28 protein-coding genes are annotated in these 24,366 nt (G+C 72.4%); 17 read left to right on the forward strand and 11 right to left on the reverse strand.

Going from position 1 to position 24,366, the window contains the following annotated elements; translation table 11 throughout:
* Positions 1-47: 47 nt before the first annotated feature.
* The 6 genes from tsaB (at position 48) to OG990_RS33605 (ending at position 6,170) form a co-directional block, all read left to right on the forward strand.
* On the forward strand, positions 48-725 hold the full coding sequence (tsaB, locus tag OG990_RS33580; protein ID WP_328420390.1) for a tRNA (adenosine(37)-N6)-threonylcarbamoyltransferase complex dimerization subunit type 1 TsaB: 678 nt from the start codon (positions 48-50) through the stop codon (positions 723-725).
* Positions 726-780: 55 nt separating this feature from the next.
* Positions 781-1,263 carry a ribosomal protein S18-alanine N-acetyltransferase gene (gene rimI / locus OG990_RS33585; RefSeq protein WP_406078282.1) on the forward strand — a complete coding sequence of 161 codons (483 nt, stop codon included), beginning with the start codon at positions 781-783 and terminating at the stop codon, positions 1,261-1,263.
* Entirely contained in the window at positions 1,256-2,302 is a 1,047-nt protein-coding gene (gene tsaD / locus OG990_RS33590; protein ID WP_406078283.1) for a tRNA (adenosine(37)-N6)-threonylcarbamoyltransferase complex transferase subunit TsaD, read from the forward strand. Before rimI ends, tsaD begins: the two co-directional genes overlap by 8 nt.
* 14 nt (positions 2,303-2,316) lie before the next feature.
* A complete protein-coding gene (locus OG990_RS33595; RefSeq protein WP_386988503.1) occupies positions 2,317-2,571 on the forward strand; it encodes a hypothetical protein in 255 nt (84 codons plus the stop codon).
* Between the two features lie 93 nt (positions 2,572-2,664).
* The gene (locus OG990_RS33600) at positions 2,665-4,365 is read left to right on the forward strand and encodes an ABC transporter ATP-binding protein (RefSeq protein WP_386987705.1); all 1,701 of its coding nucleotides are present in this window, start codon (positions 2,665-2,667) and stop codon (positions 4,363-4,365) included.
* Positions 4,365-6,170 (forward strand): ABC transporter ATP-binding protein, encoded by a 1,806-nt coding sequence (locus tag OG990_RS33605; protein WP_406078284.1) that lies wholly within the window; start codon positions 4,365-4,367, stop codon positions 6,168-6,170. Before OG990_RS33600 ends, OG990_RS33605 begins: the two co-directional genes overlap by 1 nt.
* Positions 6,171-6,173: 3 nt before the next feature.
* On the opposite strand, the gene OG990_RS33610 is transcribed toward OG990_RS33605, so the two are convergent.
* Positions 6,174-6,914 carry a DUF4142 domain-containing protein gene (locus OG990_RS33610; RefSeq protein WP_328420380.1) on the reverse strand — a complete coding sequence of 247 codons (741 nt, stop codon included), beginning with the start codon at positions 6,912-6,914 and terminating at the stop codon, positions 6,174-6,176.
* Positions 6,915-7,316: 402 nt separating this feature from the next.
* On the opposite strand from OG990_RS33610, the gene OG990_RS33615 reads away from it, so the two are divergent.
* From OG990_RS33615 to OG990_RS33645, 7 genes are all read left to right on the forward strand, one after another.
* On the forward strand, positions 7,317-7,856 hold the full coding sequence (locus OG990_RS33615) for a MauE/DoxX family redox-associated membrane protein (protein ID WP_406078285.1): 540 nt from the start codon (positions 7,317-7,319) through the stop codon (positions 7,854-7,856).
* A gap of 10 nt (positions 7,857-7,866) precedes the next feature.
* On the forward strand, positions 7,867-8,391 hold the full coding sequence (locus tag OG990_RS33620) for a hypothetical protein (protein ID WP_406078286.1): 525 nt from the start codon (positions 7,867-7,869) through the stop codon (positions 8,389-8,391).
* A gap of 115 nt (positions 8,392-8,506) precedes the next feature.
* Complete coding sequence (locus OG990_RS33625) at positions 8,507-9,079, forward strand: hypothetical protein (protein WP_328420374.1); 573 nt, start codon at positions 8,507-8,509, stop codon at positions 9,077-9,079.
* Positions 9,076-9,504, forward strand: coding sequence for a hypothetical protein (locus OG990_RS33630; protein WP_406078287.1), 429 nt, complete (start codon positions 9,076-9,078; stop codon positions 9,502-9,504). The genes OG990_RS33625 and OG990_RS33630 overlap by 4 nt, the downstream gene beginning before the upstream one ends.
* Positions 9,505-9,517: 13 nt before the next feature.
* Positions 9,518-10,060 carry a hypothetical protein gene (locus tag OG990_RS33635; protein ID WP_406078288.1) on the forward strand — a complete coding sequence of 181 codons (543 nt, stop codon included), beginning with the start codon at positions 9,518-9,520 and terminating at the stop codon, positions 10,058-10,060.
* On the forward strand, positions 10,057-10,380 hold the full coding sequence (locus tag OG990_RS33640) for a hypothetical protein (protein WP_355608172.1): 324 nt from the start codon (positions 10,057-10,059) through the stop codon (positions 10,378-10,380). The genes OG990_RS33635 and OG990_RS33640 overlap by 4 nt, the downstream gene beginning before the upstream one ends.
* Before the next feature lie 69 nt (positions 10,381-10,449).
* Entirely contained in the window at positions 10,450-10,707 is a 258-nt protein-coding gene (locus tag OG990_RS33645; RefSeq protein WP_328420366.1) for a hypothetical protein, read from the forward strand.
* 53 nt (positions 10,708-10,760) lie between these two features.
* Here OG990_RS33645 and OG990_RS33650 read toward each other — a convergent pair whose 3' ends face one another.
* The 9 genes from OG990_RS33650 to OG990_RS33690 form a co-directional block, all read right to left on the reverse strand.
* Positions 10,761-11,069, reverse strand: coding sequence for a DUF1707 domain-containing protein (locus tag OG990_RS33650; RefSeq protein WP_406078289.1), 309 nt, complete (start codon positions 11,067-11,069; stop codon positions 10,761-10,763).
* Positions 11,070-11,087: 18 nt separating this feature from the next.
* Positions 11,088-12,269 (reverse strand): ROK family transcriptional regulator, encoded by a 1,182-nt coding sequence (locus tag OG990_RS33655; RefSeq protein ID WP_328420362.1) that lies wholly within the window; start codon positions 12,267-12,269, stop codon positions 11,088-11,090.
* Between the two features lie 26 nt (positions 12,270-12,295).
* Entirely contained in the window at positions 12,296-13,555 is a 1,260-nt protein-coding gene (locus OG990_RS33660) for a sugar ABC transporter permease (RefSeq protein ID WP_406078290.1), read from the reverse strand.
* Entirely contained in the window at positions 13,552-14,376 is an 825-nt protein-coding gene (locus OG990_RS33665) for an ATP-binding cassette domain-containing protein (RefSeq protein WP_406078291.1), read from the reverse strand. Before OG990_RS33665 ends, OG990_RS33660 begins: the two co-directional genes overlap by 4 nt.
* Before the next feature lie 107 nt (positions 14,377-14,483).
* Positions 14,484-15,581 carry a substrate-binding domain-containing protein gene (locus tag OG990_RS33670; protein ID WP_328420356.1) on the reverse strand — a complete coding sequence of 366 codons (1,098 nt, stop codon included), beginning with the start codon at positions 15,579-15,581 and terminating at the stop codon, positions 14,484-14,486.
* A gap of 191 nt (positions 15,582-15,772) precedes the next feature.
* Positions 15,773-16,252: a Cys-tRNA(Pro) deacylase gene (ybaK, locus tag OG990_RS33675; protein ID WP_406078292.1), complete on the reverse strand. Its 480-nt coding sequence runs from the start codon at positions 16,250-16,252 to the stop codon at positions 15,773-15,775.
* 10 nt (positions 16,253-16,262) lie between these two features.
* On the reverse strand, positions 16,263-17,465 hold the full coding sequence (locus tag OG990_RS33680; protein WP_406078293.1) for a THUMP-like domain-containing protein: 1,203 nt from the start codon (positions 17,463-17,465) through the stop codon (positions 16,263-16,265).
* Between the two features lie 43 nt (positions 17,466-17,508).
* Positions 17,509-17,697 (reverse strand): DUF397 domain-containing protein, encoded by a 189-nt coding sequence (locus OG990_RS33685; protein WP_210913918.1) that lies wholly within the window; start codon positions 17,695-17,697, stop codon positions 17,509-17,511.
* Complete coding sequence (locus OG990_RS33690; protein WP_406078294.1) at positions 17,688-18,488, reverse strand: Scr1 family TA system antitoxin-like transcriptional regulator; 801 nt, start codon at positions 18,486-18,488, stop codon at positions 17,688-17,690. Before OG990_RS33690 ends, OG990_RS33685 begins: the two co-directional genes overlap by 10 nt.
* Positions 18,489-18,823: 335 nt before the next feature.
* On the opposite strand from OG990_RS33690, the gene groES reads away from it, so the two are divergent.
* From groES to OG990_RS33705, 3 genes are all read left to right on the forward strand, one after another.
* Positions 18,824-19,138 (forward strand): co-chaperone GroES, encoded by a 315-nt coding sequence (gene groES, locus OG990_RS33695; protein WP_130404589.1) that lies wholly within the window; start codon positions 18,824-18,826, stop codon positions 19,136-19,138.
* Positions 19,139-19,208: 70 nt separating this feature from the next.
* A complete protein-coding gene (groL, locus tag OG990_RS33700; protein ID WP_328420342.1) occupies positions 19,209-20,849 on the forward strand; it encodes a chaperonin GroEL in 1,641 nt (546 codons plus the stop codon).
* A gap of 123 nt (positions 20,850-20,972) precedes the next feature.
* Complete coding sequence (locus OG990_RS33705; protein WP_406078295.1) at positions 20,973-22,616, forward strand: molybdopterin-dependent oxidoreductase; 1,644 nt, start codon at positions 20,973-20,975, stop codon at positions 22,614-22,616.
* Positions 22,617-22,781: 165 nt separating this feature from the next.
* On the opposite strand, the gene OG990_RS33710 is transcribed toward OG990_RS33705, so the two are convergent.
* On the reverse strand, positions 22,782-23,165 hold the full coding sequence (locus OG990_RS33710) for a WhiB family transcriptional regulator (protein ID WP_328420336.1): 384 nt from the start codon (positions 23,163-23,165) through the stop codon (positions 22,782-22,784).
* A gap of 252 nt (positions 23,166-23,417) precedes the next feature.
* Here OG990_RS33710 and OG990_RS33715 point away from each other — a divergent pair, with 252 nt between their 5' ends.
* Positions 23,418-24,239, forward strand: a complete 822-nt coding sequence (locus tag OG990_RS33715) for a response regulator transcription factor (RefSeq protein WP_406078296.1) — start codon at positions 23,418-23,420, stop codon at positions 24,237-24,239.
* The last annotated feature ends 127 nt before the right edge of the window (positions 24,240-24,366 follow it).

Genomic DNA, 24,366 nt, shown 5'->3' on the forward strand with positions numbered 1-24,366 from the left:
GCGGGGCGTGACCGGGGCGGCGGGCGGGGCGGCTAGGCTGGCTTACCGTGCTCGTACTCGTGGTGGACAGCTCGACCCCCGCGGTGACCGCGGCGCTGGTGGAGGTCTCGGCGGACGGTGTGGCGTCCCGAGCGCACCGGTGCACGGTCGACGCCCGCGCCCACGGCGAACTGCTCGCGCCTCAGGTTGACGCGGTCCTCGCCGATGTTGACGCGCGCCCGCGCGACCTGGGTGCGATTGTCACCGGGCTCGGCCCGGGGCCGTTCACCGGGCTGCGGGTCGGCCTGGTCACCGCCGCCACCATGGGCCAGGTGCTCGGCATCCCCACGTACGGCGTCTGCTCCCTGGATGGGATCGGCTACCCGGCGGCGGCCGGCGAGCCGGTGCTGGCCGCCAGCGACGCTCGCCGCAAGGAGCTCTACTGGGCCGTCTACGACGGCGCTGGCCAGCGGATCGTCGGACCCGAGGTGTCCGCGCCGGCGGTCGCCGCCGCCCGCGCCCGGGAGCTGGGGGCGACGGTTGCGGTGGGTGATGGTGCCCACCGGTACGCGGACACGCTCGGTCTGCCGGTCCGGGTGGAGCCGCGCTACCCGGACGCCACCGTGCTGGCGCTGCTCGCCGCCGAGCGGATCCGGGCCGGGGCGCCCACGGAGCGGCTCACCCCGCTCTACCTGCGCCGCCCGGACGCCGTGGCGGCGACCAGCCACAAACCGGTCCTCCCGTGAGCGCGAAGAGTGAGCCGGGGTTGCGAGCCCCGCAGTCGCGAACCGAGGGCACACCGTGACGGCGGTGCGGCTGGAGCGGTTCCGCTGGTGGCACATCGACCAGGTGCTGCCGATCGAGGCGGACCTCTTCGGCGCCGAGCAGTGGTCGCCGGCGATGTTCTGGAACGAGCTGGCCAACCGGCACCACTACCGGGTCGCCATCGATGCCGACGGCGCGGTGCTCGGCTACGCCGGGCTCGCCGGGGCTCCGCCGGACGAGGTGTGGGTGCAGAACATCGCGGTCCGCCGCGACGCCCAGCGGCGCGGCGTCGGCCGTGCCCTGTTGGAGGAGTTGCTCGCCGAGGCCGCCCGGCGCGGTGTGCGCAGCACCCTGCTGGAGGTCGCCATGGACAACGCCCCCGCCCAGCGGCTCTACGCGACGTACGGGTTCGAGCCGATCGGGGTGCGGCGCGGCTACTACCAACCGAGCAACACCGACGCGTTGGTCATGCAGCGCGTCGCCGAGCCGACCGGGGACGGACCACACGACCATGGCTGACGAACCGCTGATCCTGGGCATCGAGACCTCCTGCGACGAGACCGGCGTCGGCATCGTGCGGGGGCACACCCTGCTGGCCGACGCGCTCGCCTCCAGCGTCGAGGAACACGCCCGGTTCGGGGGAGTGGTGCCCGAGGTGGCCAGCCGGGCCCACCTGGAGGCCATCGTGCCGACCATGGACCGGGCACTGCGCGAAGCCGGGGTCACCCTGGCCGACATCGACGCGATCGCGGTCACCTCCGGCCCCGGGCTGGCCGGCGCGCTGCTGGTCGGCGTCGCCGCCGCCAAGGGGTACGCGCTCGCCGCCGAGAAGCCGGTGTACGGGGTCAACCATCTCGCCGCGCACGTCGCGGTGGACACGCTGGAGCACGGCCCGCTGCCCGAACCCGCAATCGCGCTGTTGGTCTCCGGCGGGCACTCGTCTCTCCTGCTGATCGACGACCTGGCCCGGGGCGTCACCCCGCTCGGCGCCACCATCGACGACGCGGCCGGTGAGGCGTTCGACAAGGTCGCCCGGCTGCTCGGGCTGCCGTTTCCGGGCGGCCCGCCCATCGACCGCGAGGCGCGGGCCGGGGACGCCGCCGCCATCGCCTTCCCGCGTGGCCTGACCGCCGCGAAGGACCTCGCCGCGCATCGGTACGACTTCTCGTTCTCCGGGCTGAAGACGGCGGTGGCCCGCTGGGCCGAGGCGCGGCAGCGCGCCGGTGAGTCGGTGCCGGTGCCCGACGTGGCCGCGTCGTTCCAGGAGGCGGTCTGCGACGTGCTGACCACGAAGGCGCTCGCCGCCTGCCGGGCGAACGGGATCGAGACCCTGGTGATCGGCGGGGGAGTGGCGGCGAATTCCCGGCTGCGGGCGATGGCCGAACAGCGGGCCGAGAAGTACGGCATCCGGGTTCGGGTGCCTCGGCCGAAGCTGTGCACGGACAACGGGGCGATGGTGGCCGCGCTCGGCTCGCACCTGGTCGCCGCGGGGGTCGCCCCGAGCCGGCTGGACCTGCCGGCCGATTCGGCGCTGCCGCTCACCACGGTCAGCGTGTGACGGGGGCGACGGACATGATCGTGCGGATGTGGGAGGCGCGCGCGGAGGCGTACGGCGTCGCCGACCTGATCACCTGGGTGTGCGACACCGCCCTGCCCGAGTTGGAGCACGACCCGCTGTACGTGTCCAGCGAGGTCTTCTCCTCCACCGACCACCGGGTGGTGGTCATCTCCAAGTGGCGCAGCAACCCGCGCCCACTGCCCGAACCGCCCGCGCTGCTGGTGGCCCGCCCCCCGCACTCCTGGGACTTCACCCAGGTCGACCGCTGACCCTGCCGGGCCCGGTGTCGGCCGTGAGTCACGGCACGTCCGGGCGGTAATTGGTTCGCCGGTTCGGTGCCAGCCGCCTAGCGTCGAGCCGCTATGCGCTTCTCACTGGCCGGTGAACCCGGCGTACCCGATTCCCGGTCGCCGACCCGCTACCTGATCTGGTTGGCCAGCCGGCACAAGCGGCTGTTCACCGGCGGCATCGCACTCGGTGTGGTGTGGATGGTGGCCCAGGCGCTGATGCCGGCCGCCGTCGGTCGTGCTGTCGACGGGCTTGCCCACCGCGACGAGGGCTCTTTGCTCACCTGGGGTCTCGTGCTGTTCGGGCTGGGCGTGCTTCAGGCGGTCGCCGGGATCCTGCGGCATCGTTTCGCGGTGCACAACTGGCTGGCCGGGGCGTACCGGACGGTGCAGTTGACCGTGGGGGCGGCGAACCGGCTCGGCGCCGCGCTGCCCCGCCGGGTGGCCGCTGGCGAGGTGGTGAGCATCGGCACGGCCGACATCGGCCAGATCGGGCACGCCATCGACATCACCGCCCGGGGCACCGGCTCGCTGGTCGCGATCGCCACCGTCGCGGTGATCCTGCTGAACGCCTCGATACCGCTCGGGCTGGTCGTGGTGCTCGGCGTACCGGTGCTGATGGCGGTGGTGGCGCTGCTCATCCGGCCGCTGCACCGCCAGCAGCAGGCGTACCGGGATGCGGAGGGGGCGCTGACCACCCGGGCCGGCGACATCGTCTCCGGGCTGCGGGTGCTGCGGGGTGTCGGCGGCGAGCCGGTGCTCTCCGCCCACTACCGGACCCGGTCGCAGGAGCTGCGTACGCGCGGCCTGCGGGTGGCCCGGGTGGAGTCGCTGTTGGAGGCGGCGCAGGTGCTGCTGCCCGGGGCCTTCCTGGTGCTGGTGACCTGGCTGGGTGCGCGGTTCGCGTTGCAGGGCCAGATCAGCGCCGGGCAACTGGTGGCCTTCTACGGCTACACCGCGTTCCTCGTCAGCCCGCTGCGCAACCTCACCGAGGCGGTCGACAAGCTGACCCGGGGGCACGTGTCGGCCCGCCGGGTGGTCCGGTTGCTGCAGCTCACCCCGGAGCTGGTCGACCCGGCGCAGCCGGTGGCGCTGCCGAACGGGCCGGGTGAGCTGGCCGATCCAGAGTCCGGGGTGGTGCTGCGGCCGGGGCGGTTCACCGCGTTGGCGACCGCCGCCCCCGAGGACGCGGTGGCGATCGTGGACCGGCTCGGCCGGTACACCGATTCGGACGTCACGCTGCACGGCGTACCGCTGCGGGCGCTGGCACTGGCGACGGTGCGCGGGCGGATCCTGGTGGCCGACAACGACGCACATCTGTTCACCGGCCCGCTCCGGGCGGAGCTGGACCCGCACGATCGGGGCGATGACGCGGTGCTCGGCGCGGCGCTGGCCGCGGCGAGCGCGACGGACATCGTCGAGGCGCTGCCGGACGGGCTGGACAGTGCGGTGGCCGAGCGCGGACGGGAGTTCTCCGGCGGGCAGCGGCAGCGGCTGCGGTTGGCCCGTGCGCTGGTCGCCGACCCGGAGACGCTGCTGCTGGTCGAACCGACCAGCGCGGTCGACGCGCACACCGAGGCCCGGATCGCGCAGCGGCTGGGTCCGGCCCGCGCGGGCCGGACCACCCTGGTCTGCACCACCAGCCCGCTGGTGCTCGGCCGGGCCGACCGGGTGATCTTCGTGGAGGACGGCAAGGTGGTGGCCGAGGGGACACACGCCGAGCTGCTGGACGGCGAGCCGCGCTACCGGGCGACGGTCAGCCGGGAGGAGGACTGATGGCCACCGCACTGCCGGTCGCCGACGCGCGGCAGGTCCGCCGGTACGCGCGGACGCTGGTCCGCCGGCACCCGCGCGCGCTGGCCCTCGCGCTCGGCCTGCACGCGCTGGCCGCCGCCGCCGGGCTGGTCGCCCCACGGCTGCTCGGCGACCTGGTGCAGGGCATCTCCCAGGGTGTCGTGCAGTCCACCGTGGACCGAATCGCGCTGCTGATCGCCGGGTTCGTGCTGGCTCAGTCGGTGCTGGTCCGGTTCGCCCACCTGGCGTCGTCCCGGCTTGGTGAGCGCGTCCTCGCCGAGCTGCGCGAGGAGTTCGTGGACCGGATCCTCGACCTGCCGCTGGCCACGGTCGAGCGGGCCGGCACCGGGGACCTGCTCACCCGGACGTCCCGGGACGTCTCCGCGCTGTCCCGTACCGTGCGCCTGGCGGTGCCCGAAACGTTGATCGCGGTGGTCACCTCCGGCTTCATCGTCGGCGCGCTGCTGCTGATCGGTCCGCTGCTCGCGTTGCCCTGCCTGCTGGCGGTGCCGCTGCTCTTGGTCGGCACCCGCTGGTACCTGCGCCGCGCCCCCGCCGGCTACCTGCGGGAGAACGCCGCCTACTCGGACATCACCGACGGGATCAGCGAGACCGTCGAGGGTTCGCGGACCACCGAAGCGCTACGGCAGCAGGCGCGCCGCCGGGCCCGCACCGACGCGGACATCCGCCGGTCGTACGGGGCCGAGCGGTACACCCTCTACCTGCGGACCGTCTTCTTCCCGGTAGCCGAGATCGGGTACGTGGTGCCGGTGGTCGCCACGCTGCTGATCGGCGGCTGGTTCTACCTGCGGGGCTGGGCCAGCCTCGGTCAGGTCACCGCGGCCACGCTCTACGTGCAGCAGTTGGTGGACCCGGTCGACCGGCTGCTCTCCTGGTTGGACGAGCTCCAGGTGGGCGGCGCCTCGATGGCCCGCCTGCTCGGGGTGGCCCGCACCGGTGAGACTCCCGCCGCCGTGCCGGCCGACGGCGGCGCGCCGGCTCGGGACGCGTCCTCCGACGCCGGCCCGGAGCAGCTCGTCGCCCGGGACGTCCGGTACGCGTACCGGACGGGACGGGACGTCCTGCACGGGGTGACCCTGGTGCCGCGGCCGGGGGAGAAGCTGGCCATGGTCGGGCCGTCCGGCGCCGGTAAGTCCACCCTGGGTCGGCTGCTGGCCGGGGTGCACGCCCCGCGCAGCGGCTCGGTGACCGTGGCCGGTCGTCGGCTGGACGAGCTGCCGTTGGACGAGCTGCGTTCGCACGTCGCGCTGGTCACCCAGGAGCACCACGTCTTCATCGGGCCGCTGCGCGAGAACGTGGCCATGGTCCGTCCGGGCGCCGACCCGGCGCAGGTGCGGGCGGCGCTCGCCGCGGTGGCCGCCCTGGAGTGGGCCGAGGCGCTGCCCGACGGGCTGGACACCGTGGTCGGTGCCGGTGGCCACCCGCTCTCCCCGGCGCAGGCGCAGCAGGTGGCGCTGGCCCGGCTGGTGCTGGCTGACCCGCACACCCTGGTGCTGGACGAGGCGACCTCACTGATCGACCCGCGCGCGGCCCGGGAGCTGGAACGCTCCCTGGCCGCCGTGCTGGCCGGCCGTACCGTGATCGCCATCGCGCACCGGCTCTTCTCGGCGCACGACGCCGACCGGGTGGCGGTGGTGGAGGACGGCCGGATCACCGAGCTGGGCCCGCACGAGGAGCTGGTGGCGGCCGACGGTTCGTACGCCGCGCTGTGGCGCTCCTGGCACCAGCCCGGCACCGATCCGGCCGCCGGCCCAGCCCGCGACTAGTGGTCAGGTGCGGCGCAGCATCCGGTAGGTGGCGATCCCGCCGGTGCCCAGCGCGGCGAGGAAGACCAGCCAGACGACGGTGCTGCTGACGCCGACCTGTGGGCCGGTGTTCGCCGCGGCGGCGGCCAGCAGGCCGTCGTTGCCGGGGGCGGGCAGCGCCGCCGGTGGCAGCTCGGGCCAGCGGACCAGCCCGGTGCTCTCCAGCATCTGCATGTGGTGCATCACGAACCCGTTGGCGTCGTCGCAGAGCTTGCGGACGGTGGCGTCCCGGGTGCTGGCCCGTACCGCGCCGATCACCGGGAAGATCTTGCCGTGAGCCACTCGGAGCCGGGTGACGAAGATCTGGTCGAACCGGGCGCCGGAGGCCTTCTGCATCTCCGACAGCCAGCCCTTCTGCTCGGCGGTCGGCTCGCTCGGGATGGTCGCGCCCAGCTTGTTGGCGGCGTTCACGACGAGCTGGTCGAGTTCCTGGTGCTCGTTGGCGATGCCCGCGCCGATCTCCCGGACCTTGGCCGACTGCCCCTTCTCGGCGGCCATCTGACCGGCCGGCATCTCCCACAGTCCGGCCAGCCGTACGCCGTTGAGCAGGGTCATGTCGGCGGCGTTGAGCTGCTGCCCGCCGGCGGGCGCGGCGACGGCCACGCCGGGCAGGACACCGACCCCCGCGACGATGGCGATGAGCAACATCGCCGCCCGGTGGGTCCGGTTGCCCAGCCGGCGACGGGCGGATCTGAGCGGTGCCATGTCTGCGGTGCCTCCTCGGTCCCGACCGATACGCGTCTGGACCGGCCAGCCGCACCCCTGCCGGCTGCCCGTCCGTCCACTGGTACGGACTGACCGCCCGATTAGTTCATCGGACGGCCCGGCTCGGCGGGTGTGGTGTGGGAGCCGCCGGGCGACCCGGTTGTGGTTGTCGTCGAAGGCGCGCGGCGCGACATCCACGCCGGATGGGATGGGCGGCCAGAGGAATCGACCACAGCAAATAAGCCTTCCCGTGAACCTTGACGCTCATCGATGCGCACCGTAAGAATTGGGTCTCGCAGAGCGACGATCGATCGGCGAAGGTGAATCCCTCAGGGGGAAGGCCGGTCAACACGGGGGTGGCGCGGTGTCGATGACCTATGCCCGGACACGGGTGACCGGAGCATGACCGGTTCCGCCCTCGCTGTGGGCCTGATCATCTGTGGAACCACCGCCGTCTTCGTCTCCGCCGGGCTCGGCAAGCTAGCTGCTCCCGAAGCGAGCCGGGCGGCGGTAGCGGCGCTGCTCCGGCTGCCCGAGACCAGAGCGCAGCGAGCGGTACGCCTGCTGGCCGTGGTGGAGACGCTCACCGGCATCGCCCTCATCGTTCCCAGCCTGCGCACCGCCGGAGCGGCGGTCGCCGGCGTGCTCGGCCTGCTCTTCGCCGGCGCCGGGCTGGTCGGCCGGGCACGCGGCCTCGCCACGCCGTGCGGTTGCTTCGGGCAACGCGACAGTCGCCCGCTGGGCCTCCGGTCGGTGCTCGTCGGGCTCGCTCTCGGTGCCGGGGCGCTCGTCGTGCTCCGCGGCGGCGCGGACGCCGTCCCCCGCCCCGACCTGCTCCCGATCGGCGTCGCCGGCCTGACGGTGCTGCTCGCCGTCTGGATCTGGCGGGACATGGTTCGTGAGCTGGTCCGCCCCCGGCCGACGGCCGCCACACACGACTGAGGAGTGCGCCATGACGTACGTGTTCGGGATCGCCCTTCTGGTCCTCGCCGGGGGCGTGGTGGTCCTCTTCGCGATGCTCGGTCAGCTCGCCGACCGCGCGGGCGTCACCCCGTCCCAGGGCAGCGGTATCCGACTACTGGAGGAGGCCCACGTCGGCCGGGTGCCGGCCGCCTGGCCCGCCGGTCTGGCCGGATTCGGCGACGGGCCGCTGCGGATCGTCCTGGTGCTCAGCACGGCCTGCTCCAGTTGCCGTACGGTGGCCGGCCAACTCGCCGACCACGCCGACGTGGCGGACATCGCCGTGGCCGTCTCCACCGCGGATGCCGCCGCCGGCGCGGAGTTCGTCGCCACGAACGGGCTGGCCCGGCTGCCGCACCACGTCGACGAGGGCGGTGACTGGGTTGCCGGCGAGTTCGGCATCGCGGTCAGCCCGGCCGCCCTCGTGTTCCGGGACGGGATGCTGATCTCCGCCTTGGCGTTCACCGACTTCACCATGCTGCGGTCGACGGTTTCGCCGATCCGCCAGCGCGTGTAGGACCAACCCGCCGTCGCACCCGCCGTCAACTGGGAAGGAGTCCGCCATGGTCCTCTGGGTCGTCCTCGGCATAACCGGAGCCATGCTGCAGGCCCTCAGCCCTTGAGGCGTGTCCATGGCCGGGGTCGCCGGTCCCATGTTGCGGCGGAACGCGTTCGAGGGCGTCCGGTTCCTCGTCGGCCTCGCGGTCGGCGGGCTGATCGCCGGTGTGATCCTCGCGGTTCCGGTGTATTTCGCGGGCTCCCTGCTCCAGCAGGCGCTGCCCGAGTGGCTACGGCTGGTGCTGTTGGCGGCAGTCGCCGGATGGCTGGGCGTGTCCGATGTGCGCGACCGTACCCCGCACATCTGGCGGCAGGTCCCGCAGCGGCTGGTCCGCACCCTGCCGGGCGGGACGCTCGGCGTGGTCTGGGGCATTGACCTGGGACTGCTCTTCACCACACAGAAGACGGTGTCGCTGATCTGGCTCTCGCTCGCTGCCGTCCTGCTGGTGGACGCCGGGTCGGCGCCGTTGGTGCTCTTCTGCGTCGTCCTCGTCGCCAGCCTGCTGGTGTCGCTGTGGAGCCTGACCAGGTATGCCGACCTACCGGAGAAGAGGAGTCGGAAATGGGTGGTCCGGGCACGGCGCGTCTCAGGCGTGACGATCCTGGCCGTCGCGCTGTCCCTCGTCGCGACGGTCGTCCAGACATGACCCCGGTGCTGGAGCCGGACCCCGCCAAGGGGCAGGTCGTGGTGACCCGGTTCAACTGCGGCAGCCTGCCCAAGGTGCTGCTGATCCTGGTGCTGCACCTACGCCTGAAACGGCACGTCCGGCGGGCCGCCAAGGGATACCTCGGCATCAAGGTGCTGGTCGACTGGCGGCAGCGGGTGGTGCTCAGCATCTCGCTCTGGCAGGACCTGGACAGCGTCTACTCGATGGGCGGCATCCCACGGCACGTGGGCGCGTCGCGGGCCCCGGGCCGGTTCGGCATCACCACCACCTGCGGCGTCTTCTGCTACGCCGGCGAATGGACGCGGGTCATGTTCGGCGGATCCACCCGGGCCACCTCGCCGCTGCATCCGCCGGCCCCGGCTCCCGAGCCGGAGCCACGACCGGCCGACACCTCGACCGCATGAAGGAAGGGCCTCGATGAACTACCTGACCATCATCGTGATGCTGCTCGTGGCGGGTGCCGTCGTGCTGCTGTTCGCCATGGCCGGCGAGATGTACGCCCGGACCGGCGGACTGGAGGGCTCGCCCGAGTCGACCCCCGGCGGCACCGGGGTACGACCGCTTGAAGGCGCCCGGTTCGGCTCCCGGCCGGGCACGTGGCCAGAGCCGTTCGCCCGGTTCGGCACCGGCGGGCCGTACCTGCTCCTGGTGCTCAGCACGAGTTGTGCGAGCTGCGAGGACGTCGCAACGCAGCTCGCTCATCAACCCGACACCGGCGATGTCGGTGTCGTCGTCACCTCTGCCACGTTCGGCGACGCGGTCGAGTTCGTCCAGCGTCATGGCCTCGCCCGGTTGCCGTACCTCATCGACGAGGGCGCGGCCTGGGTCTCCACCGAGTTCGGCGTCAAGATCAGCCCGTCCGCTGCGGTCGTCAAGGACGGACGGCTGGTTTCCGCATTGTTGTTCACCGATGTCGCGGCAGTCCGTGCCGCGGTGCAGGCAACGAAGGAGGCGGTATGAGCAACGACGAACACGAGGCCCCCCGGTCTCGTGGAGGCGGGACCCGGCGTGGGTTCCTCGCCAAGTTGGGCGCGATCGGCCTGGTCACCTCGGGCGCGGTGTTCGCCCGGTCCACGCCGGCGATGGCGGCCAACTACCAGTGCTGCAACCTGGTCTTCCCGCCGCCCAGCAGCAAGTTCATCAGTTTCAGTTCGTGCCGGGCGGCCACGAACTACACCTGGTCGTGTACGACCTCCGGCGGCTTCCTCTGGTGCCAGTGCTGCGAGAAGAAGTCCGGCAGCACGACCGTCGGGTCGGCCGCGTCCTGCCAGTACGGCTGATCGTCCTCGACAGCGCCAGCAACGTCCGAGATTCCAGCACCGCCACTGAGACCAGAGAGGGGTCGTGCAGTGAAACTTCCCATCGACCGGGGCCTCGTCGTTGTGGACGAGGAGGCCGACGGCACCCGGACCGTCAAGGTCTGTGCCGACATCAGGAACGGCCAGGCCGTCGACGTCTTCGCCGAGCACAACGGCGCCGACCGGGTGAAGATCCACGACGGGGTGGACCTCACCCGGCGTGGTCGGCGTAGCTTCTCCACCCAGATCCTCGAAGTGTTCGACGAGGAGGGCGTGGTCAACATCAAGCGGGTCAGCTCCCACAGCTGACCGGCGGGCTGTCGGGTGGGGCGCGACCGAGCCCCACCCGGCGGTGGCCCGGATCAGCGGGTGACGGCGAGGAACCCGCCGAGCAGCAGCAGGGTCAGCGCGGCGACGGCGAAGAGCACCAGCAGCTCTCGACGGCCTTGCCCGGCGTGGTCGCCGTCGGCCGTCGCGTTGGCGGACGGGGCGGGCAGGACCGGCAGGTCGCGGGTGAGCGCGGCCAGGTCACCGAGGGTGCGTGCGGTCCACACCGCACCGACCCGGTCGGAGAACTCGTCCAGGGTTAGCCGGCCCGCCGTGGTGTGCCGGTGCAACTCGGCGACCACCCGGTTGCGGTCGTCGTCGGAGGCGCGCAGCTCGACATCCACGCCGGACAGGGTACGCGCTCAGCCGGCGTCGAGCGGGTCCGCGAGCAGTCGCTCGAACGCCAGCTCGGCCGCACCGATCAGGGCCGCGTCCTGGCCCAGCTTGGGCGTCCGCAGGCGGACGTGCTCCAGGCAGGCACCGAGCGCGTTGGAGTTGAGCCGGCTGCGTACCTGGGCCGCCGAGGCGAGGTACAGGTCGCGGATGGTGCCACCGAAGATGACCATCTCCGGGTTGAAGATGTTCACCAGGTTGGCCACGCCGAAGCCGAGCCAGTCACCCGCCTGGCGAACCGCCGTCTGGGCGCGGGCGTCGCCCCGGCCGGCGGCGTCGAAGAGCGCCAGCAGCGCGTCCCGGCCGCGGGCGTCCGGCCGGCTGGCGGCACGGAACAGGCCGTACTCACCGATCACGGTCTGCCAGCAGCCCCGGGAGCCGCACTCGCAGGGCTCGCCCTCGCGGACCACCTTCATGTGGCCGACCTCGCCGCCGTACCCGCCGTGCCCGGTCAACCGGCGCCCGCCGGCGATGATCCCGGCTCCCACCCCGACGTCGCCGTACAGGTAGATGACGTCGTCGCAGCCGGCTGCCACTCCCCGGGCGTGCTCGGCGACGGCGGCCACGTCGGCCACGTTGCCCACGGTGATCGGCTGGTCCAGGCCCAGCTCCGCGCTGAGCGCCGCGCCGATCGGCTCGTCCACCCAACCGCTGGTCGGCGCGAGCAGGGCCAGGCCGTCGTCGCGGCGCACCATCCCGCAGACGGCGACGCCGGTGCCGACGCACATCGCGCCGGCTGGCACCGCCTGCTGCATCTCCTTGGCCGCCCCGGCCAGCAGCGGCGCGGCCTCCGCGGCCAGCAACCCCCGGGGCCGGTCCAGCTCCCGGCGGTCCAGCACCGCGCCACCGAGACCGACCCGGGCGGCCCGCAGCCGGTCCACCTCAATGGAGTACGCGTACGCGTAGACCCGGACCGACTCGGGCCGGACCTCCAGGGACGGTCGGCCGGCACGCCTGGTCTGCTTCGGCGTCGCCTCGGTGACCAGCCCGGCACCGGCCAGGTCGGCGGTCAACGCGCCGATGGTGCTGCGGTTCAACCCCAGCGTGGTGGTCAGCTCGGCGCGGGTGGTCGCCCCATGGACGTGCACGTGGCGCAGCAGGGCGCCGAGGTTCTGCCGGCGGATCTCGTCCTGACTCGGCCCGGTGCGCATGGTCGACGACACCGCGATGCCCGCCGTCAGCGGGTGCCGGTCGTGGCCGAGCGGCGACGGGAGAAGGCGTCGACGCTGGCGGCGAGCAGCAGCACCACGCCGGTGACCACGTACTTGACCCCCGCGCTGTACCCCATCAGGCCCATCCCGTTGTCGATGACCGCGACCACCGCCCCACCGAGCACGGCGTCGAGGATGCGGCCCTTGCCGCCGAAGAGGCTGGTGCCGCCGATCACCGCCGCGCCGACGGCATAGAGCAGTACGTTACTGCCCCCGGTGTTCGGATCGACGGAGTTGGCCCGGCTGGCCGCGACGATGCCGCCGACCGCGGCCATCGACGAGCAGATCACGAAGACCGAGATGCGGATGCGGTCGACGTCGATGCCGGCACGGCGGGCCGCCTCCTTGTTGCCGCCGACCGCGTAGACGTGCCGGCCGTAGCTGGTGCGTTGCAGCACAAAGGTCAGCAGAACGAGCAGCGCCGCCATGATCGGCACCACCACCGGTACGCCCCGCAGCGAGACGGCCGGCACGTTGCGGCTGCGCTCGAGGTTGAGGATGAACACCGCCACGCCCAGCAGGAGTGCAAGCCCGGCGATGCGCGCGACGACCACCGCGAACGGGTCGGTGACGAGCCCGCGAGCGGCCCGGTTGCGGTGCCGCAGCAGTTGCGCCGCCGCGAAGCCGGTGATCGCCACGGCGGCCAGCAGCCAACCGGCGGCCGGGCTGAGGGTGCGGTTGGCGATGGCGAGCAGCACGTCGTCGCGGACCGAGATGTTCCGGCCCTCCTTCATCAGCATCAGCACGATGCCCTGGAAGGCGAGGAAGCCGGCGAGGGTGACCACGAAGGACGGAATGCCGATCTTTGTGACCAGGAAACCGAGGGTGGTGCCGATGAGCACCCCGGTGACGATCGCGGCGAGCACCGCGACCCACCACGGGTAGCCGAGCACGGAGGCCACGTTGGCCAGTACCGCAGCGCATACGCCGCTGGCGAAGCCGGCGGAGAGGTCGATCTCACCGAGCAGCAGGACGAAGACCAGGCCCATGGCGATCAGCGTGACCGCCGCGCCCTGCGTGAACAGGTTGGCGAAGTTGCCGGCCGACAGGAACGACGGCCGCATGATCGAGAAGACCGTGCCGAGTACGACCAGCCCCAGGACGGCCGGTAGGCCACCGACGTCACCACCGCGGACCCTGCTCAGGTAGGTGCGCAGGTGACTGCCGATGGTCGGCGCCTCGGGCACGGTCGGGGAGTCATCCCGGCGTACGGCGGTGGTGGTCATCGGACGCCTCCTGTGCTCACATCGGCCGGCCACAGGCCGTTGTCGGTGCCGCCCGGGGCGGGGTCGGCGGCGAGCCCGAAGCCGCCCGAGCGGCCGGAGGTGATCAGCTCGACCACCTGGGCGTGGGTGATCTCGGTGGTCCTCACCTGGGCGACCATCTGGCCGAGGTACAGCGCGGCGATCCGGTCGGAGATGGCGAAGACGTCGTTCATGTTGTGCGAGATGAGCACCACGGCGAGACCGTTGTCGGCCAGCCGGCGGACCAGTTCGAGGACCTGGGCGGTCTGCGCCACGCCGAGGGCGGCGGTCGGCTCGTCGAGGATGACCAGCCGGTTGTTCCACAGCACCGCCTTGGCGATGGCCACGGTCTGGCGTTGCCCGCCGGAGAGGCTGGAGACGTGCTGCCGCAGCGACGTGACGCTGCGGACCGAGAGCCCGGCGAGCGTCTCGGCGGCCATCTGCTCCATGGTCGCCTCGTCCAGCACGATGCCGTTGCGTTTCTCCCGGCCGAGGAACATGTTCTGCACGATGTCGAGGTTCTCGCAGAGTGCGAGGTCCTGGTAGACGATCTCGATGCCGAGGGCGGCGGCGTCCCGGGGGCTGCTGATGGTCACCGGCTCGCCGTTGAAGAGGAACTCACCGGCATCGGTGGGGTGGATACCGCTGATGCACTTGACCAGGGTCGACTTGCCGGCGCCGTTGTCGCCGACCAGCGCGGTCACCTCACCCGGATGGGCCGAGAAGGCCACGTCGCGCAGCACCTGGACGGGACCGAAGCTCTTGTCGATCCCACGGAGTTCCAGCAGGGGTCTCCCGGGCACGGGGGGTCTCCTTCGGATGGAGGGGATGCTCTGGGACGCGCCCGGCGGGCACCGTCCGGCGCGGAGGTCTGCTGCCGTGCCGGTCGGCGGAGTCGCCTGGACGCCGATCAGCGGACGCCGGCTTCGGCGCAGAGTTTGGCGTATCCACCGGAGCAGACCTCGTCCCGGGTGACGAAGTCGTCCGCGATGACGTCCGCGATGTCCTCCCGGTAGACGGCCCGGGGGGTCAGCAGGACCGCGGGGACGGCCCGGCCGGTCTCCGGGTCGCGGACCGTCTGCCCGGTGTCCTTGGTCCTGCCCCGGGCCACCGCGACGGCGAGGTCGGACGCGGCCTCGGCCTCCTCCTTGATTGCTTTGTAGACCGTCATGCACTGGTCGCCGGCGAGGACGTTCTGCAGGCCCTGTGGGTCAGCGTCCTGGCCGGTGACCGGCACCCTGCCGTTGAGCTTGTTCTTCTTCAGTACCGAGATGACAGCGTTGGCGACGCCGTCGTTGGCGGCGATCACCCCGTCGATGCGGCCGTCGGCCTGGGTCAGCTGCTGCTCGAAGATCGTGGCGGCCTGGGCGTTGTCCCAGTCCGGCACCGCGTCCATCGGTCCCTGGGTGTACTCGCCCGCGTCGAACTTCGGCTGGAGCACCGAGTTGTAGCCGCTCTTCAACTGACTGGCGTTGTTGTCGGTCGGTGCACCGTTCAGATAGGACACCGCCGGCTTCCGCACGCCCTTGTCGGCCAGGCACTTCACCAGGCCCTCACCCTGGAGTTTGCCGACGGCCTCGTTGTCGAAGCTGACGTAGTAGAGCGCCGAGCCGCCCACGGTGAGCCGGTCGTAGTCGATGGTGGCGACCCCCTGTGACCTCGCCTTGTCGAGTACGGCCTTGCCGGTGCCGGAGTCCAGGTTCACGATCATCAGGGTGGTGACGCCATTGGTGATCATCTGTTCGGCGATGGTCTGGAACTGACTCTTGTCACCCTGGGCATTCTGGATGTCGTACTTGACCCCCGCGCGCTGGAACGCCTCCTCCAGGAACCTGCGGTCGGCGCCCTCCCAGCGCGCCGAGGACTTGCTGTCCGGCAGGATCACGCCGATCTTCGGGGTCTTGGCGGAGCCAGCCTGGTCGACTCCGCCGAACGTGTCGCCACAGGCCGCCGTGCCGCCGGTGGCCAGTAGGCCCGCGGTGGCGAAGGTGAGGAGCCCCTTACGCATGTGCAGGGTCCTTTCCGGGGGTGGGGAGTGTGGTGTTTGTTGTGCCCGGCAACGTATGGCGCTGTCGCCGCGTCCACAAGACTGCCGGGGCGGGGACTTCGTTCGTCGGGGTAACAGTTCGGCAACGCGGCCGTCACCCGGTGATCATCTGGCGCGGACCTGGGCGCTGTCGGCCTCCCTGGACCGAGCGGTCAGTGGGCCTGGAGTGGAGCGGTCCGGGCTTCGGTCAGCGCCACCAGATCCGCGGCGGTCAACTCAAGCTCAAGACCACGCCGGCCAGCGGAGACGTAGATCGTCGGCAGGTCCAGCGCGGAGTCGTCCAGCACGGTGGGCAGCCGTCGGCGCTGCCCGAGCGGGCTGATTCCGCCCCGTACGTAGCCGGTGGCCCGCTCGGCGACCGTCCGGTCGGCCAGCGCGGCCCGCTTGCCGCCGACCGCCGCGGCGAGCGCCTTGAGGTCCAGCTCGCCGGTGACCGGGACGACCGCCACGGTGAGCGCGCCGTCGACGTCGGTCACCAGCGACTTGAACACGCGCTCCGGCGGTACGCCGAGCGCCGCCGCCACCAGCGCGCCGTAGTTCGGTGCGTCCGGCGCCACCCGGTACGGGTGCGTGCGGTGCGCGATGCCGCGCTTGGTCAGCAGTGCTGTCGCCGGAGTGCCCTGTCCCGCCACACTCTGGAACCTAGTCGACCGGGCGGCAGATCAGCACGGTCGGTGCCCCGGCGACCCGGGTGAGCACCAGACTCGCCGCCGTGTCACCGGCCAGCCGCAGGTCCCGCCGGAGCTGCTCCGGAGTGAGCGCGGAACCCCGCTTGAGGATCTCCACCCGGCCCACCCGGCGGTCGCGCAGCAGCGTCCGCAGCCGCTTCAGCGAGAACGGCAGCACATCGGTGATCTCCAGGCAGCGCGCGTACGGGGTGCGGGTCGGGCGGTCGGCGTAGAGGTAGGCGATGCTCGGGTCGCCGAGGGTGGCGTCCAGTTCGCCGGCCAGTTCGGCGACGAGGTGCGCGCGGACCACCGCCGGATCCGGGTCGTACAGGTAGCGGCGTGGCGGCCCGACCGGCGCCTCGGCGGCACCCGAGCCGGTGAGCTGGTGGCAGCGGACCCCGTCGCCGCCCGCCTCCTGCCGGTACACGGTGGCGCGGCGGGTCACCTCGGCCAGCTCACCGCACCAGAGCGCCGCCTCGACCAGGTCGCCGTCCACGCTGACCCACTCCGCCTCCGCGCCGGTCGGGATGAGCGCGTGGTCCAACCCCGGCGCGACCTTCACCACGGTGCGCGGCACCCGCTCGGCCAGCCCGGTGACGAAGTCCCACGGCGGCGAGTAGGCGCGCGGGTCGAAGATCCGTCGCCCGGTGCCCGCGCGGCGTCGGGCCGGGTCGCAGAAGACGCCGTCGACGCCGGAGACGTCGAAGGTGGTGGCGTCGCCGCACTCGACCGTGAACAGCTCGGCCAGCCCGGCAGCGGCGGCGTTGGCAGCGGCCATCGCTGCGGTCACCGGGTCGGCCTCCACCCCGTACACCCGGATGCCGGCGCGGGCGGCGGCGAGCGCGTCGGCGCCGAGCCCGCACCCGAGGTCGGCCAGGGTGCGCACGCCGGCCGCGCGCAGCCGGGCGGCGCGGCGGTCGGCGACCACCCGGCGGGTGGCCTGCTCCAGCCCGGCGCGGGTGAGGAACATCCCGGCGGCGGCCGGGCCGAACTTGCCGACCGCCCGGTGCCGCAGCTCGGCCTGGGTCAGTGCCGCCGAGGCCAGTGCCGGCGGCACGCCGGTCGCGCGCAGGGCCGACGCCGCGGCCAGCGGGTCACCGCCGGCCAGCCCGGCCGCCGCCGCGAGCGCGGCCGACCCCTCGGGGGTACGCAGCGCCGCGAGCTGGTCGAGATCCACCCGGTCATTGTCCCGGGCCGGCCGGGCTGGCTGGACGGTGGTGTCAGTCGGTGGGCGTGGCGGCGACGAAGGCCCGCCAGCTCGCCGGGGTGAAGGTGAGCGCCGGCCCGGTCGGGTCCTTGCTGTCGCGCACGGCGACCACGCCGGGCAGGTTATCGGCGACCTCGACGCAGGCACCGCCGTTGCTGTTGCTGCGGGAGGCCTTGCGCCAGGTGGCGTGGGTCAGGTCCATGTCTGCACCACTTCCTCGATCAGCCGGGCGGACTGCCGGCATGGCAGCGCCTCGCCGGTGACAGTCTCCCAGCGCCGCTCCAGGGCGGCAACGTCGTTCGGGCTGTCCACGGTCTGCCCCCGGAGCTGGTTGTCCAGGTGGACCAGCTCGGCACCGCTCTCAAGCCGGGCCAGGATGAACGGGCCGTTGAGCCCGACATGCCAGGGGGCGTCGGCCGGCACGACCCGGACCTGCACGTTCGGTGCGGTGCCCACGGCCAGCAGGTGCTGTAGCTGGTCGCGCATGGTCTCCCGGTCGCCGAGTTGCCGGCGCAGCGTGTGCTCCTCCAGCACCGCGACGAGCTGCGGACGCGGGTCGGCGGTCAGCAGCGACTGCCGGGCGAGCCGGGCCACCACCCGCGTCTCCACCTCCTCGGCGGTCAGCTCGCCGCCCACGCCGAGCATCGCCCGCGCGTACCCCTCGGACTGGAGCAGGCCGGGGATCACCGTCGGGTCGTACCAGCGCAGCGCAGCCGCCTCCCGCTCGATCTCGTCCCACGGGCGGAACCAGTCGGGTGCGGCGTGGAAGCGGACCAGCTCCAGCATGCCGACGAAGAGACCGCCGGTGTCCAGGATTGAGTCGATGCGGGCCAGGTAGTCCGGCTTGACCGGGCTCTGCCCGATCTCGACCGCACTCACGTACGACGATGAGTAGTTGACCAGCTTGCCCAGCTCCTCCTGGCTGAGCCCGCGCGCCTGGCGTGCCCGGCGTAGCTGTTCGTGCAGGAACGTCAGGGTCGGTATCCGGGTCACTCGGCTCCCCTTCGTCGGCATCCGGTGGTGGCAACCGACGGTAGGGAGATGGCCACGGTGCGGCGAGGTGCTCCCGGCGTGTTGCGGTAACGACTGGCGGAACTGTGGCGACACGGCGGAGGGTGCGTTGGCACTCTCCTTGACGGAGTGCTAGCCACGGAATAACCTGCGATTAGCACTCTCACCCTGAGGGTGCCAGCTCCCGGGTCTCACGACCCGGGTGCGAAACGCCAGGCGGACCGGCACCCGCGACGACGGCCCCGCCCGGTGGCATGAGGCAGATTGACGCTGGTTGGCCTCGCCGACCGGCAACGAAACCAGTACCCCAGGAGGGTATGCCCGTGACTACCGCGACCAAGGTTGCGATCAAGCCGCTCGAGGACCGCATCGTGGTCCAGGCGAACGAGGCTGAGACCACCACGGCGTCGGGCATCGTGATCCCCGACACCGCCAAGGAGAAGCCGCAGGAGGGCACTGTCCTCGCTGTCGGCCCGGGGCGCGTCGACGACAACGGCAACCGGGTTCCGGTTGACGTCAAGGTCGGCGACACCGTCCTCTACTCGAAGTACGGCGGCACCGAGGTCAAGTACGCCGGCGAGGAGTACCTGGTGCTCTCCGCCCGCGACGTCCTCGCGGTCATCGAGAAGTAAGCAACCGATCAGTGTCGTTGCCCCGGTCCGGCTCGCCGGGCCGGGGCAACGGCGCTTCGAAGGGACATTCATGGCGAAGATCCTTAGCTTCTCGGACGACGCCCGGCACCTGCTGGAGCACGGTGTCAACGCCCTCGCTGACGCGGTCAAGGTCACCCTCGGCCCGCGCGGGCGCAACGTCGTCCTGGACAAGAAATTCGGTGCGCCGACGATCACCAACGATGGTGTGACCATCGCCAAGGAGATCGAGCTCACCAATCCCTACGAGAACCTCGGCGCGCAGCTGGTCAAGGAGGTGGCGACCAAGACCAACGACGTCGCCGGCGACGGGACCACCACCGCGACCGTGCTGGCCCAGGCGATGGTCCGCGAGGGCCTGCGCAACGTCACCGCCGGGACCAACCCGGCCGGCCTCAAGCGGGGCATCGACGCGGCGGCCACCAAGATCTCCGAGGCGCTGCTCGGCCGGGCCGCCGAGGTCACCGGCAAGGAGTCGATCGCGAACGTGGCGACGATCTCCGCGCAGGACTCCACCATCGGCGAGCTGATCGCCGAGGCGATGGAGCGGGTCGGCCGCGACGGTGTCATCACCGTCGAGGAGGGCTCCGCGCTCACCACCGAGCTGGACGTGACCGAGGGTCTCCAGTTCGACAAGGGCTTCATCTCGCCGAACTTCGTCACCGACCTGGAGGGTCAGGAGTCCGTCCTTGAGGACGCGTACATCCTGGTCACCACCCAGAAGATCTCGGCGATCGAGGAGCTGCTGCCGCTGCTGGAGAAGGTCCTGCAGAACAGCAAGCCGCTGCTGATCATCGCCGAGGACGTGGACGGCCAGGCGCTCTCCACCCTGGTGGTCAACTCGCTGCGCAAGACCCTCAAGGTCTGCGCCGTGAAGGCCCCGGGCTTCGGTGACCGCCGCAAGGCCATGCTCCAGGACATCGCGATCTCCACCGGCGCCGAGCTGGTCGCCCCGGAGCTGGGCTACAAGCTCGACCAGGTCGGCCTGGAGGTGCTCGGCACCGCCCGGCGCGTCGTGGTCGACAAGGAGAACACCACGATCGTCGACGGCGGCGGCCAGTCCTCCGACGTTGCCGACCGGGTGGCCCAGATCCGCAAGGAGATCGAGGCCTCCGACTCCGACTGGGACCGGGAGAAGCTGGCCGAGCGGCTGGCGAAGCTCTCCGGCGGCATCGCCGTGATCAAGGTGGGCGCGGCGACCGAGGTCGAGATGAAGGAGCGCAAGCACCGCATTGAGGACGCCATCGCGGCGACCAAGGCTGCGGTCGAGGAGGGCACCGTGCCCGGCGGCGGCGCCGCCCTGGTGCAGATCCTTCCGGTGCTCGACGACGACCTGGGCTTCACCGGTGAGGAGAAGGTCGGCGTCTCGATCGTGCGCAAGGCGCTGGTCGAGCCGCTGCGCTGGATCGCGCAGAACGCCGGCCACGACGGCTACGTCGTGGTCCAGAAGGTTGCCGGCAAGGAGTGGGGCCACGGCCTCGACGCCGCCACCGGCGAGTACGTCGACCTGGTCAAGGCCGGCATCATCGACCCGGTGAAGGTGACCCGCAACGCGGTCACCAACGCCGCCTCGATCGCCGGCCTGCTGCTCACCACGGAGAGCCTCGTGGTGGAGAAGCCGGAGCAGGCCGAGCCGGCCGCCGGCGGCGGGCACGGCCACGGTCACGGCCACCAGCACGGCCCGGGCTTCTGACCCGGTAGCGGTACCTTCCCGGGGCACACCGTCGACGACGGTGTGCCCCGGTCCGTGTCCGGGGTCAGCACCGAGCGCTGACGTGGTTGGCGACCGGGCGAGATGACCGCGCACACTGGGCCGATGAGCACCATGTCGCGGCGGTACGCCGCGCTGGCCGGAGTCACCGCCGCCGCCGTCGCGATCGGGATCGCGGAACCGGTGGCGGTGCTGACCGGGCCCCGGTCGGCACCGTTGGTCGCGGTCGGCGGGGTGGTCGTCGACGCCGTCCCGGAGTCGCTGAAGCAGCTCGCCATCGACCTCTTCGGCACCGCCGACAAGATCGCCCTCCTGGTCGGCACCGCGCTGCTGCTGGGAGCGTTCGCCGCGCTGCTGGGAGTGCTGGCGGTGCGCCGGTTGGCACTCGGCCTGGCCGGCATCGCGGCGTTCGCCGCCGTCGGCGTGGCCGCCGCGCTGACCCGTCCCGGCGCGGACGCCGCCGACGCGCTGCCATCGCTGGTCGGCGGCGGTCTCGGTGCCCTGGTGCTGTGGATGTTCATCGCCGGTCCGCTGGAGCTGGACCCGTGGCCCTGGTCCCCACCCACTCCACCCGCGCCGGCCGCGCCCGCGGGCTCGGTGGGCTCGGACGGCTTGCCGGTCCCGGTGACGCCGGCCGCGCCGCCGGTGCCCGTCGGGCGGGCGTCGGACGACGGGGTCAACCCGGAGTCGCGGCGGAGATTCCTCACCGGTGCCGGGGTGTTGCTGGGCACGGCCACGGTGGCCGGACTCGGCGGGCGCTGGCTGGCCGGGCGGCGCGGCGTGTCCGCGGCCCGGGACGCGATCCGGCAGCCCGCGCCGGTCGCCCCCGCACCGGCCCTGCCGGCGGGCGCCGACCTCTCGCTGGCCCAGCTCGCGCCGTACGTCACCCCGAACTTCGGGTTCTACCGGATCGACACCGCGCTGGTGGTGCCGCAGGTGGACCCGGCGACGTGGCGGCTGCGGATCCATGGGCGGGTCGGCACCGAGCGCACCTACACGTACGCCGACCTGCTCGCCCGGCCGTTGGTCGAGCGGTACGTCACGCTGGCCTGCGTCTCCAACGAGGTGGGCGGGGACCTGATCGGCAACGCCCGGTGGCTCGGCGTACCCCTGCGTGAACTGCTGGACGAGGTCCAGCCGGACGCGGACGCAGACCAGGTCGTCGGCCGGTCGGTCGACGGCTGGACCTGCGGCACCCCCACCGCCGCGCTGCGCGACGGGCGGGACGCGCTACTGGCGATCGGCATGAACGGGGAGCCGCTGCCGGTCGAGCACGGCTTCCCGGTCCGCATGGTGGTGCCCGGCCTGTACGGCTACGTGTCGGCGTGCAAGTGGGTGACCGAGCTGGAGCTGACCCGGTTCGCCGACTTCGACGCGTACTGGGTGCCGCGGGGCTGGTCCGTCCAGGGGCCGATCAAGACCCAGTCGCGGATCGACGCGCCGCGCTCGCGCAACCGGCTGACCGCCGGCCCGGTGACGGTGGCCGGGGTGGCCTGGGCGCAGCACCGGGGCATCCGCCGGGTCGAGGTACGCGTCGACGGCGGCCCCTGGCAGGAGGCGGAGCTGGCCCCGACGGTGTCGGTGGACACCTGGGTGCAGTGGTCGTGGCGCTGGGACGCCACGACCGGCGAACACCGGCTCCAGGTCCGGGCGACCGACGCGACCGGGGAGACCCAGACCGAGCGCGAGCAGGGTGTGGTCCCGGACGGTGCCACCGGCTGGCACACGGTCACCGTCAACGTCCGCTGACCGCGGGGCGGCGGCGGTGCGGGGTTTCCCGTGGAGATCTTGGACAGTTTCCGCTCCGTGCTAACGGAAACTGTCCAAGATCCGTGCGCTCCGACCCGGAAGACGCGGAAACCGCGCCCCCAGCGGGTGGGGGCGCGGTTCGCGGTGTCGCGGGGGAGTGCCGGGTCAGGCGACGTTGCGCTGGGCCGGGACGGTCGACTTGTGCGGGTGGCCCAGTCGGGCCTCCAGTCGGGTCACGTCGACCCGGGCCTGCCGGCGGTCCGCCAGGTCCTCCCAGCCGACGGCGAGCAGGCGTAGCCGCTCCGACTCGCTGAAGCCACCCCACACGCCGTACGGCTCGCGGACCGACAGCGCGTGCGCGGCGCACTCGGCACGGACCGGGCAGGCACGGCAGACCGCCTTGGCGGAGGACTCCCGACGCAACCGGGAGGAGCCCCGCTCGCCATCGGGGTGGAAGAACTGAGCGCTGTCCCGCCCACGGCAGGCACCGAGACGCTGCCAGTCCCAGAGATCGACGATGGGTCCGGGCAGTCTACGTACGTTCGACATCAGCACCCCTCCTCCCGCGCGGCACCGCGAGATCCTTGTGGCCGGCTTCCGGGCGGCGGGCCGCGCAGGCGCACCGTTTCCGGCCTGGATTTCTCGGTACCCGGGCTGTCCCCGGCTCACACTTCTGTGATCGAGAACGCCCCAGAACTTGCGGCTTTTGCCCCATCTGTCGGAAAAGTTCGGAGGATTGCCGGGAACCCCCTCCCCGGCCGACCCCGTCATGGTCTGCTCGTGGTCGGAGAGGAGATCACAGTGCGTAGCGTTCTTGTGTGCGTTCGGACACCACTCGCGGCCCAGCACCTGACTTCCGCGGCCGCGCGGCTGGGGTTGTCCGCGATCGTTCGTACCGCTGTCTCCGATCCCGAGGTGATGCTGCGGCTGGCCGAGCGGCCGGCCGACGTGGTGCTGGCCGACACGGCCCTCACCCGGCCGGACAGCGCCGGCTTCGTGCGCCGGGTGCTGGCCCGCGCGCCGCAGGCCGCGGTGCTGCTGCTCGGCGTCGAGGAGTCCGAGGCGGCGGCGGCCACCATCAGCGCCGGCGCCCGGGGCCTCATCCAGAACGCCGACCACGACCTGACCAGCGCGGTGGCCAAGGCGCTGCTGCTGCTCACCGCGCCCGGCCGGGCCACCCGGCAACGGGCCACCGATCCGGCCCGGGACACGGCGGCGGTCGGGGGTTCCGCCCGCTCCGCGCCGTCGCTGCGCGGTTCGGCCGAGCCGGGCTGGGCCGCCGCGCCCGGCGAGGGGCCGGCGGGTGTGCCGTCGGTGCCGGTGCAGCGGGGCGACGACGAGCCTGAGCCGGCGACCGGTGAGTCGGCGACCGACCAGCAGAGCGACCCGCCCCGTCCCAACCCGGCTGCCCGGCCCGCCCGGGCGTCGATCGGGCTCACCGAGCGGGAGCTTCAGGTGCTGCTGGGCATGGCCGAGGGCAAGAGCAACGCGGAGATCGGCCGGGAGTTGTTCGTCTCGGAGGACACCGTCAAGACCCACGCCCGCCGGCTGTTCCGCAAGCTCGGCGCCCGGGATCGCGCCCACGCGGTGGCCGCCGGGTTCCGCGCCGGCCTGGTCGCCTGACCCACCCACCCACGTGCCTGATCGTGCTCGATCCAGGATGCAGTGGCCTCCCCGAACCGGGAGGCCACTGCTTCCTTGTCGCAGCACGATCTTGCCGGCGCGAACGCCGGCGGGGTCAGGACGGGGG

The organism is Micromonospora sp. NBC_00858 (assembly GCF_045207365.1).
Classification (GTDB): domain Bacteria; phylum Actinomycetota; class Actinomycetes; order Mycobacteriales; family Micromonosporaceae; genus Micromonospora.